Source organism: Pseudomonas sp., from assembly GCF_049645325.1.
GTDB lineage: Bacteria > Pseudomonadota > Gammaproteobacteria > Pseudomonadales > Pseudomonadaceae > Aquipseudomonas.
This window is the reverse complement of the sequence record NZ_JBARTQ010000697.1, coordinates 1-10010: the sequence shown is the minus strand read 5'-3', so window position 1 is coordinate 10010 and position 10010 is coordinate 1. Positions and strand designations below refer to the sequence as shown.

General features: G+C 62.9%; 11 protein-coding genes. 4 read left to right on the top strand and 7 right to left on the bottom strand.

Annotation, left to right across the window (positions count from 1 at the left end; translation table 11 throughout):
* Nucleotides 1-137: 137 nt before the first annotated feature.
* The 7 genes from WBB95_RS29655 to gshB form a co-directional block, all read right to left on the bottom strand.
* Nucleotides 138-1409, bottom strand: coding sequence for a dihydroorotase (locus WBB95_RS29655; protein WP_424490824.1), 1272 nt, complete (start codon nt 1407-1409; stop codon nt 138-140).
* Nucleotides 1406-2410, bottom strand: coding sequence for an aspartate carbamoyltransferase catalytic subunit (locus WBB95_RS29650; protein ID WP_424490823.1), 1005 nt, complete (start codon nt 2408-2410; stop codon nt 1406-1408). Before WBB95_RS29650 ends, WBB95_RS29655 begins: the two co-directional genes overlap by 4 nt.
* 24 nt (nt 2411-2434) lie before the next feature.
* Nucleotides 2435-2941, bottom strand: a complete 507-nt coding sequence (pyrR, locus tag WBB95_RS29645; protein ID WP_003213746.1) for a bifunctional pyr operon transcriptional regulator/uracil phosphoribosyltransferase PyrR — start codon at nt 2939-2941, stop codon at nt 2435-2437.
* 82 nt (nt 2942-3023) lie between these two features.
* The gene (ruvX, locus tag WBB95_RS29640) at nt 3024-3461 is read right to left on the bottom strand and encodes a Holliday junction resolvase RuvX (protein ID WP_003213744.1); all 438 of its coding nucleotides are present in this window, start codon (nt 3459-3461) and stop codon (nt 3024-3026) included.
* Nucleotides 3461-4030, bottom strand: coding sequence for a YqgE/AlgH family protein (locus WBB95_RS29635; RefSeq protein WP_078739562.1), 570 nt, complete (start codon nt 4028-4030; stop codon nt 3461-3463). Before WBB95_RS29635 ends, ruvX begins: the two co-directional genes overlap by 1 nt.
* A 314-nt stretch (nt 4031-4344) precedes the next feature.
* A complete protein-coding gene (locus WBB95_RS29630; RefSeq protein ID WP_424490822.1) occupies nt 4345-5250 on the bottom strand; it encodes an energy transducer TonB in 906 nt (301 codons plus the stop codon).
* A 77-nt stretch (nt 5251-5327) separates the two neighbouring features.
* Nucleotides 5328-6281 (bottom strand): glutathione synthase, encoded by a 954-nt coding sequence (gshB, locus tag WBB95_RS29625; RefSeq protein ID WP_424490821.1) that lies wholly within the window; start codon nt 6279-6281, stop codon nt 5328-5330.
* Between the two features lie 239 nt (nt 6282-6520).
* On the opposite strand from gshB, the gene pilG reads away from it, so the two are divergent.
* From pilG to WBB95_RS29605, 4 genes are read left to right on the top strand one after another with little or no spacing between them, the layout of a single operon-like run.
* Complete coding sequence (gene pilG / locus WBB95_RS29620) at nt 6521-6928, top strand: twitching motility response regulator PilG (RefSeq protein ID WP_034109939.1); 408 nt, start codon at nt 6521-6523, stop codon at nt 6926-6928.
* Between the two features lie 46 nt (nt 6929-6974).
* Nucleotides 6975-7340 (top strand): twitching motility response regulator PilH, encoded by a 366-nt coding sequence (gene pilH, locus WBB95_RS29615; RefSeq protein ID WP_014720320.1) that lies wholly within the window; start codon nt 6975-6977, stop codon nt 7338-7340.
* A gap of 12 nt (nt 7341-7352) precedes the next feature.
* Nucleotides 7353-7877, top strand: coding sequence for a chemotaxis protein CheW (locus WBB95_RS29610; RefSeq protein WP_424490820.1), 525 nt, complete (start codon nt 7353-7355; stop codon nt 7875-7877).
* A complete protein-coding gene (locus WBB95_RS29605) occupies nt 7874-9925 on the top strand; it encodes a methyl-accepting chemotaxis protein (RefSeq protein ID WP_424490819.1) in 2052 nt (683 codons plus the stop codon). The genes WBB95_RS29610 and WBB95_RS29605 overlap by 4 nt, the downstream gene beginning before the upstream one ends.
* Nucleotides 9926-10010: the final 85 nt, after the last annotated feature.

Sequence of the window (10010 nt, the reverse complement as noted above, 5' to 3'; positions counted from 1 at the left end):
AAGCCCGCTCACTACAACGATGTGTAGATACTTATGCTGCGATACTGGCACCTCGGTCTTTCAGCCAAACCGAGGTGATGCTATCGCAGGCAAGCCAGCTCCCACATTGATCGTGCCCACCTTAACTGCGCGATCTATCACGCCTGGTAGGTAATTCGCCCGTCGACGAGGGTGTAGCGCACCGTCGCCGGCAGGCTATGGCCTAGGAACGGGCAGTTTTCACCCTTGGACAGCCAGTGTTCGCCGGCCACCGTTGAGCTGGCCGGGTCAAACAGCACCAGGTCCGCCGCCGAGCCTACGGCCAACTTGCCTGCTGGCAGGCGCAAGGCCTCGGCCGGGCCGGCGCTCAGGCGTGCCAGCAGCGTCGGCAAGTCCAGCAAACCGTCTTCCACCAGCGTCATCGCCAACGGCAACAACAGCTCGACGCTGCTGATGCCCGGCTCGGTCGCGCCAAACGGCGCCAGTTTGGCATCCCGTTCGTGGGGTTGGTGGTGGCTGGAGATCGCCGACACCACACCCGACTTCACTGCCGCGCGCAAACCGTCACGGTCGGCGCGAGTGCGCAGCGGCGGCTGTACGTGGTACAGGCTGGAGAAGTCGATCAGCGCCTCGTCCGTCAATATCAACTGGTACAGCGCCACGTCCGCCGTCACCGGCAGGCCGCGCGCCTGGGCTTGGGCGATCAGGGCCACACCACGGGCGCTGGTCAGTTGGCTGAAGTGCGCGCGCACGCCGCTTTGCTCCACCAGCAGCAAGTCACGGGCCAGGGCCACGGTTTCGGCGGTTTCCGGGATGCCCGGCAGGCCGAGGAAGCTGGCGACCGCGCCTTCGTGGGCCAAGCCGCCTTCGGCCAGGTCACGGTCCTGGGAGTGGAAGATCACGGTCAAATCGAAGGTGGCCGCATATTCCAGCGCGCGGCACAGCGTGCGGTTGCTGCGAAAGCTCTCCAGGCCGTTGCCGAAGGCCACGCAACCGGCGTCGCGCAGGGCGATCAGCTCGGCGAGCTGCTCGCCTTCCAGGCCTTTGCTCAGGGCGCCGATGGGGAACACTTTGCAGTTGCCGGCTTCACGGGCGCGGTCAAGGATCAGCTCGGTCACGGCCGAGGTGTCGAGCACTGGCTTGGTGTGCGGCGGGCAGCACAGGCTGGTCACGCCACCGGCGGCGGCGGCACGGGTTTCGCTGGCGATGCTGCCTTTGCGGCTGTAGCCCGGTTCGCGCAGGGCGACGTTCAGGTCCACCAGCCCCGGCGCGGCGATCAGGCCGTTGGCGTCGAGGGTTTCGCTGGCGCTGAAACCGCTTGGGGCGGCGCCGATGGCGATGATCTTGCCGGCTTCCAGATGAAGGTTGGTAACCTGATCCAGGCCACTGGCCGGGTCAATGACGCGGGCGCCAAGAATGCTGAGCTTCACTGGGCCTTCTCCTGCTCGAATTGACGTTGCGCGGTTTGCCCGCTCATGGCCATGGACAACACCGCCATGCGCACGGCGATGCCGTAGGTGACCTGGTTGAGAATCACCGACTGCGGGCCGTCGGCCACCGCCGACTCAATTTCCACGCCACGGTTGATCGGCCCCGGGTGCATCACGATGGCATCCGGCTTGGCCCCGGCCAGGCGCGCGGTGGTCAGGCCGAACAGGCGGTAGAACTCGCCTTCGCTCGGCAGCAGGCCGCCAGCCATACGCTCGCGTTGCAGGCGCAGCATGATCACCACATCCACATCCTTCAGGCCCTGGGCCATGTCGGTGTAGACCTTCACGCCGTATTGCTCGATGCCGATCGGCAGCAGGGTTTTTGGCGCGATTACACGGATATCCGGGCAACCCAGGGCTTTCAGGGCCAGCATGTTCGAGCGCGCCACCCGCGAGTGCAGGATGTCGCCAACAATGGCCACCGAGAGGTTTTCAAAGCCGCCCTTGTGCCGACGAATCGTCAGCATGTCGAGCATGCCTTGGGTCGGGTGCGCGTGGCGGCCGTCGCCGCCGTTGATGATTGCCACGTTCGGGCACACGTGCTCGGCAATGAAGTGCGCGGCACCGGAGTCGCCGTGGCGCACCACGAACATGTCGGCGGCCATGGCTTCGAGGTTGCGCAGAGTGTCGAGCAGGGTTTCGCCCTTGCTCGCCGACGAGGTCGACACGTTGAGCGTGATCACGTCGGCCGACAGGCGCTGGGCGGCCAGTTCAAAGGTAGTGCGGGTGCGCGTCGAGTTCTCGAAGAACACGTTGCAGATGGTTTTGCCGCGCAACAGCGGGACCTTCTTCACCGCCCGACCGCCGACTTCGAGGAACGAGTCGGCCGTGTCGAGGATTTCGGTGAGCAGTTCGCGGGGCAAACCGTCGAGGGACAAGAAATGTTGCAACTGGCCCTGAGCATTGAGCTGCAGCGGGCGCTTGGCATCTAGAGGCGTCATCGCGGGGACTCTTTACAAGGCGGTTTAAAGGGCAAGGTCTTGCAGTTCGAGTTCGAGCGGCGTGGGACCGGACAATTTTACCCGCTGGTGGGCTTCCAGCGACAGTGTGGCGCCGACCACGTCCGGGCTGATCGGCAATTCGCCGGCGTCCAGGTCCAGCAGGCACACCAAGGTCACGCTGGCCGGGCGGCCGTAGTCGAACAGCTCGTTCATGGCCGCGCGGATGGTGCGGCCACTCATCAGCACGTCGTCGATCAGCACCAGGTGCTGGCCTTCGATCTCGAACGGCAGGGCCGAAGGGCGCACTTGCGGGTGCAGGCCGTTCTGGCTGAAGTCGTCGCGGTAGAAGGACACATCCAGCGTGCCCAGCGGCGAGTCGCTGCCCAACTCTTCCAGCAGCGCCTGGGCGACCCACACACCACCGGTGCGAATGCCGATAAAGCGCGGTTCGCTGATGGCACGGTGTTCCAGGTGCGCCTTGAGGCGGATCGCCATCTGGCTGATCAGGTCGGCGGGATTGGGCAGGCTCATGGTGGCTCCTTCAAGGCCTTGCGCGGCGGGGTCGCGGCAAGGTCCGGGCTCAAACGTAAAAAGACGCGGCAAGCCGCGTCAGTCAGGATTCAAATAAAGCGGTGTTTTCATCCAGCCAGCCCTGCAACAACAGGGCGGCGGCAATGGCGTCCACGGGGTTGTCGCGGTAGCTGCCTTTTTGCCCGCCACGGTCGCGGCGCTCACCCTTGGCTTCAAAGGTGGTCAGGCGTTCGTCGTGGGTATAGAAGGGCAGGTTGTAGCGGCCATTGAGGCGGCGGGCGAATTTTTCCGCGCGCAGGCACATCTCGCTGGGGGTGCCGTCCATGTTCAGGGGCAGGCCGACGACAACCGCGTCGGGCTTCCACTCCTTGATCAGGGCTTCGACCTGGTTCCAGTCCGGCACGCCGTTCTGGGCTTTGAGGGTGCACAGCTCACGGGCCTGGCCGGTAATCACCTGGCCGACCGCTACGCCGATCTGTTTGGTGCCGTAGTCAAAGCCGAGGATCAGACGCAAAGCCATCAGGCGTGCCCCGCCTGGCTGGTGAGCAGGCTGAGGTTGACCCGCAGCTTGGCCGCGGCCGCTTCCAGGCGCAGTTCGCTGGCGGTGTTGAACAGGATGTCGGCGTCGAACGGGCAGGTCAGCCAGGCATTGCTGGCCAATTCGGCTTCCAGTTGCCCGGCTTCCCAACCCGCATAACCGAGGGTGATCACGCTTTGTTCCGGGCCCACGCCGTCGGCGATGGCGAACAACACGTCCTGGGAAGTGGACAGCGACACACCTTCCAGGTCGACCGTGGCCTGGAACTTCGGCCCGGTGGGGTGCAGCACAAAACCGCGATCGGTCTGGACCGGGCCGCCGATATAAATCGGCACGCTCTGGCAGCGGGCTGGCGGGTCGATTTCCGGGCGCAATTGCTCAAGGATATCCGCCAGGTTCAGCTCCTGCGGGCGGTTGACCACCAGCCCCATGGCACCATTGGCCGTGTGCTCGACGATGTAGGTCAAGGTTTGCGCAAAGTTCGGGTCGGCCATGTGGGGCATGGCGATCAGGAATTGGTGCTTGAGGTAGGTCGGGCTGACGTTTTTCATGTCCGCTAGTGTGGCGTTGGAGGGGCAAACTGACAAGCTGGGAGTGATTGGTCCGTGCGTTCTTTAATCTGTTGCCGAGCATAATTGTGGTGAGCGGGCTGTTGTGGTGAGCGGGCTTGCCCCGCGCCGGGTGGCGAAGCCGCCCTAAAACCTGATACTTCACTCTAGCTGGAGAAACTCAGCGCCTGGATGGGGGCGGCTTCGCCACCCAGCGCGGGGCAAGCCCGCTCACCACAGAAGTCCTGCCGCCCCATTAGCTTGCTCTTCAGACGCAAGCCCGCCCACAAAAACGCCCGCTCACTAACAGGCCGCAATTAGTTGCTCGACAGCCGATCCCCCCGGGCGAACTTCCAGGTGCGGATGATTTCCAGGCGGTCGATGTCGTTCAGGTCGCCGGTAAACGGGGCGAAGGGCGCGGCCAGGCGCACGATGCGCTGGGCGGCCTGGTCCAGCAAGGGCTGCCCGGACGACTCCAGCACCTGCACTTCATATAACGAACCGTCGCGGTTGATCGACACCAATAAGCGCAAATTGCCGTAAATCTGCTGGCGCCGCGCTTCGTCGGGGTAATTGAGGTTGCCGATACGCTCGACCTTCTTGCGCCACTCGTCTTTGTACCAGGCGCCCTTGTCGCGCATGGTCGACGCGGCATTCAGGCGATAAATGCGCGGGCGCTTGGCGTACAGCTGTTGTTCATTGGCCAGTTCGGCTTCGAGGCTGGAAATCTGGTCGGACAGCTGCGAGCTGTCGAACGTCGGTGCCGGTTTGACGGGCTCGGGCGTCGGTTCTGTCTTGGCTTTTTCGCGCTGGGTCGGGGCTTTTTGCGGCTTGGGCGCGACGGTGGTTACCGCAGCCTTGGGCGCGGCCTGCTTGACCTCGGGCTTGGGCGTGGGCGGTGGCGTGACTTTATTGACCTTGTTGTCCTGGAACGGCGCCAGTTCAGTGGTCTTGGGCACGGCTTTTTTATCCAGCGTGCCGCTGCCTTGCTGATTGTCCTGGGCGAGAAAGTCGGCCTTCTCGGGCTTCTTTTCGCTTTTGAACGTGGCGAGGGTGATTTCCAGGGTTTTGCTGATCTGCTTGGGTTCGGCAAAGGTGAAGCCCAGGCCGAGGATTAACGCGAGGTGGATCAAGGCTGCCAGGAACAGGGTAAATCCGAGCCGATCAGCCGGGCGCACGCCGCTGTGGGAGAGTTCGGGGGGCAGATCGGACGGGAGTGTCATGACAAAAAAACCAACATCGCGCGTTTCACAGGTGGCGCATGATAACGCAATGTTGGTGTGTGTCCGGCTGTTCTATGTCACTTGGCTTGTAGCTTGCGTTCAATGGCCGCCATCAGCATTTCGCCGATGTTCGTACCAAATGCATTGTCTATCTCGCGAATACAGGTCGGGCTGGTGACGTTGATTTCAGTCAGGTTCTCACCGATTACGTCTAGTCCTACAAACAGCAGGCCTTTTTCACGGAGAGTCGGGCCAACCTGGGCTGCAATCCAGCGGTCCTTGTCTGTCAGCGGGCGTGCTTCACCGCGGCCACCGGCCGCCAGGTTGCCGCGCGTCTCGCCGGCCGCCGGAATGCGTGCCAGGCAATAATCCACCGGCTCGCCGTCGATCATCAGGATGCGCTTGTCGCCGTCCTTGATCGCCGGAATATAAGCCTGGCCCATGATCTGCTGGGTACCCAGCGCGGTCAGGGTCTCCAGGATCACCGACAGGTTCGGGTCGCCGGCGCGGTGGCGGAAGATCGAGGTGCCGCCCATGCCATCCAGCGGCTTGAGGATCACATCACCGTGTTTGGCGGCGAATTCACGCAGCACGTCGGCGCGGCGGCTGACCACGGTCGGCGGCGTGCACTGTGGGAACAGGGTGGCGAACAGTTTTTCATTGCAGTCGCGCAGGCTTTGCGGCTTGTTGACGATCAGCACGCCGGCGCGTTCGGCCTGCTCCAGCAGGTAGGTGGAATAGACGAATTCCATGTCGAACGGCGGGTCTTTGCGCATCAGGATCACGTCCAGATCGCTCAGCGGGCTGTCGATTTCATCCGACAGTTCGAACCATTTCTCCGGGTTGGCAAACACCTGCAGCGGGCGCATGCGTGCGCGGGCTTCGCCGTCGCCCTGGTAAAGGTCGCGCTGTTCCATATAGAACAGGCTCCAGCCGCGGGCCTGGGCGGCCAGGAGCATGGCCAGCGAGCTGTCCTTTTTATAGGAAATGCTGGCAATAGGGTCCATGACAATGCCGACGCGAACGCTCATGGGGGATTTCCTCTAGCAAATTAGGGCGCATAAAAGTGGCGTCAGAGTGGCGCTGCGGCTGTTGTGGGTCAAGGAAAAACCACCGGGCGGGTGCCTCGATAGATTGCTCCCCGAGACTGTGCTAAAAAGACTGCCACGGCGCAGCAGCCCTTGAATTCCAAGGCTTGCGGCGTTCATCCTGTGAGACATCAGGCAGTACACACCGAAAACCGATTCGCTGTGGCGATGGTAGAGCAGATATGGAACAGCATTCCAACGCCTTGAGAGTGATGGTGATCGACGATTCGAAAACGATCCGCCGCACCGCCGAAACCCTGTTGAAGAACGTGGGCTGTGATGTCATCACGGCCATCGACGGGTTCGATGCCTTGGCGCGGATTGTTGATCATCACCCGCACATTATTTTTGTCGACATCATGATGCCGCGCCTGGATGGCTATCAGACCTGCGCCCTGGTGAAGAACAACCCGGCGTTCAAGTCGATCCCGGTGATCATGTTGTCCTCCAAGGACGGCCTGTTCGACAAGGCCAAGGGGCGCATCGTTGGTGTCGATCAGTTTTTGACCAAGCCTTTCAGCAAGGAAGAACTGCTGGGCGCGATCAAGGCCTATGTGCCTGCCTTCGCCGCAGTAGAACAAGCACACTGACACCGCCTCAAAAGGGCCGGCGTCCACCAATGTAGTGGGGAAAACCATGGCACGTGTTCTGATCGTCGACGATTCGCCGACTGAAATGTACAAACTGACCGGCATGCTCGAAAAGCACGGCCACCAGGTCCTCAAGGCCGAAAACGGCGCGGACGGTGTGGCCCTGGCCCGCCAGGAAAAACCCGACGCCGTGCTGATGGACATCGTGATGCCGGGCCTCAATGGCTTCCAGGCCACCCGCCAGCTGTCCAAGGAGCCGGAAACCAACGGCATCCCGATCATCATCATCACCACCAAAGACCAGGAAACCGACAAGATCTGGGGCGCGCGCCAGGGCGCCAAGGACTACCTGACCAAGCCGGTGGACGAAGAAACCCTGATCGCCACCCTGAACAAGGTGCTGGCCGGCTGACGGCACGCCATCATGACCGAGTCGCAAACCGCCTTCGAGCTGCTGCTGGACATCGACCGCCGCTGCCGCCTGCTGGCCGCCGACCTGCCGTCCCAGGAAACCCGCCTGCAACGCTGGAGCGGCATCGGCTTTCGCCTGGGGCCACATTGGTACGTGGCGCCCATGGGCGAAGTTGCCGAGGTGTTGCACGAGCCGCGCTGCACCTTGATGCCGGGCGTCAAACCCTGGGTCAAAGGCGTGGCCAACCTGCGCGGGCGCCTTCTGCCGGTGATGGACCTGGGTGGTTTTCTCGGCCTTGAACTGTCCCGGGCACGCAAGCAACGGCGGGTATTGGTGGTGGAATTCAACGACCTGTTTGTCGGGCTGCTGGTGGACGAGGTGGTGGGCATGCAGCATTTTGCACAAGACGCATTGTTGACGAGCGCCACCTCTGGCGCGCCGTTTATCCAGGGCCAGTTCGACGGCGAGCCGCTGTGGCAGGTCTTCAGCCCTTTCGCTTTGGCCCAGGCCCCAGGCTTCATGGATGTTGCCGCATGACCACCGTCACCGCGATCAAACCCCAGGCCGCGTCGCGCAGCCGTTCGCAGATCATCGTGCTGTTTATTGCGCTGATCGTGTTCATCATGCTGCTGTTCGCCAACTTCGCGTACCTCAACACCCAGTCCACCTACGACAAGCAGTACATCGGCCACGCCGGTGAATTGCGCGTGCTGTCCCAGCGCATCGCCAAGAACGCCACCGAAGCCGCCGCAGGCAAAGCCGCCGCGTTCAAACTGTTGAGCGATGCGCGCAACGATTTTGCCCAGCGCTGGGGTTACCTGAAAAAAGGCGACATCGAGACCGGCCTGCCGGCGGCGCCCAGTGCCGTACGCGCCGAAATGCGTGCGGTGCAGACCGACTGGGAAGCACTGCTGAAAAACACCGACGCGATCCTCGCCAGCGAACAGACCGTGCTGTCCTTGCACCAAGTGGCCGCGACCCTCGCCGAAACCGTGCCGCAATTGCAGATGGAATCGGAGAAGGTCGTCGACATCCTCTTGCAACGCGGGGCCCCGGCGAGCCAGGTGGCCCTGGCCCAGCGCCAGTCGCTGCTGGCTGAGCGGATTCTCGGCGCCGTGAACACCGTGCTCGCCGGCGATGAAACCGCGGTGCAGGCCGCCGACGCGTTTGGCCGCGACGCCAACCGTTTTGGCCAGGTGCTCAACGGCATGCTCCAGGGCAACCCCGGCCTGCGCATCAGCCAGGTCGAAGACCACGACGCCCGCGCGCGGCTGGCGGAAATCGCCGAGCTGTTCGAGTTTGTTTCCGGTTCCGTGGATGAAATCCTCGAAACCTCGCCGCAGCTGTTCCAGGTACGTGCCTCGGCGAGCAATATTTTCAACCTGTCGCAAACCCTGCTGGACGAAGCCTCGCACCTGGCCACCGGTTTTGAAAACCTCGCCAGCGGGCGCAGCTTCGACACCATCGGTGGCTACGTGCTGGGCCTGCTGGCGCTGACCTCGATCATCCTGATTGGCCTGGTGATGGTGCGCGAGACCAACCGCCAACTGCATGAAACCGCCGAGAAGAACGAACGCAACCAGAACGCGATCATGCGGCTGCTGGATGAAATCGAAGACCTGGCCGACGGTGACCTCACCGTGACCGCCTCGGTGACCGAGGATTTCACCGGCACCATCGCCGACTCCATCAACTATTCCGTGGACCAGCTGCGCGATCTGGTGGCGACCATCAACCTCACCGCCGGCCAGGTCGCCGGCGCGGTGCAGGATACCCAGGCCACCGCCATGCACCTGGCCCAGGCCTCCGAGCACCAGGCCCAGCAGATTGCCGAAGCCTCCACCGCGATCAACCAGATGGCCCAGTCGATTGACCAGGTGTCGGCCAACGCGGCTGAATCCTCGGCGGTGGCGGAGCGTTCGGTGGAAATCGCCAACAAAGGCAACGAGGTGGTGCACAACACCATCCACGGCATGGACAACATTCGCGAGCAGATCCAGGACACCGCCAAGCGCATCAAGCGCCTCGGCGAATCGTCTCAGGAGATTGGCGACATCGTCAGCCTGATCGACGACATTGCCGACCAGACCAACATCCTCGCCCTCAACGCCGCGATCCAGGCGAGCATGGCCGGGGATGCCGGCCGTGGTTTTGCCGTGGTGGCGGATGAAGTGCAACGGCTGGCCGAGCGTTCGTCGGCTGCCACGCGGCAGATCGAAACCCTGGTGCGGGCGATCCAGACCGACACCAACGAAGCCGTGATCTCCATGGAGCAGACCACCACCGAAGTGGTGCGCGGCGCGCGGCTGGCGCAGGACGCCGGCGTGGCACTGGAAGAAATCGAAGGGGTGTCGAAAACCCTGGCGGCGCTGATCCAGAGCATCTCGAATGCGGCGCAGCAACAGACCTCGTCGGCGGGGCAGATTTCCCTGACCATGAACGTGATTCAGCAGATCACCACGCAGACGTCGTCGGGTTCGACGGCCACCGCCGAGAGCATTGGTAACCTGGCAAAAATGGCCAGCCAGCTGCGCAGGTCGGTTTCAGGTTTCACCCTGCCGCCGCCTAAACAGGTCGACGATTGAAATGCAGGCTGGAGAACCCCACAGTCCAAATGTGGGAGCTGGCTTGCCTGCGATAGCGATCTCCCAGCAGGCACATGTATAGCTG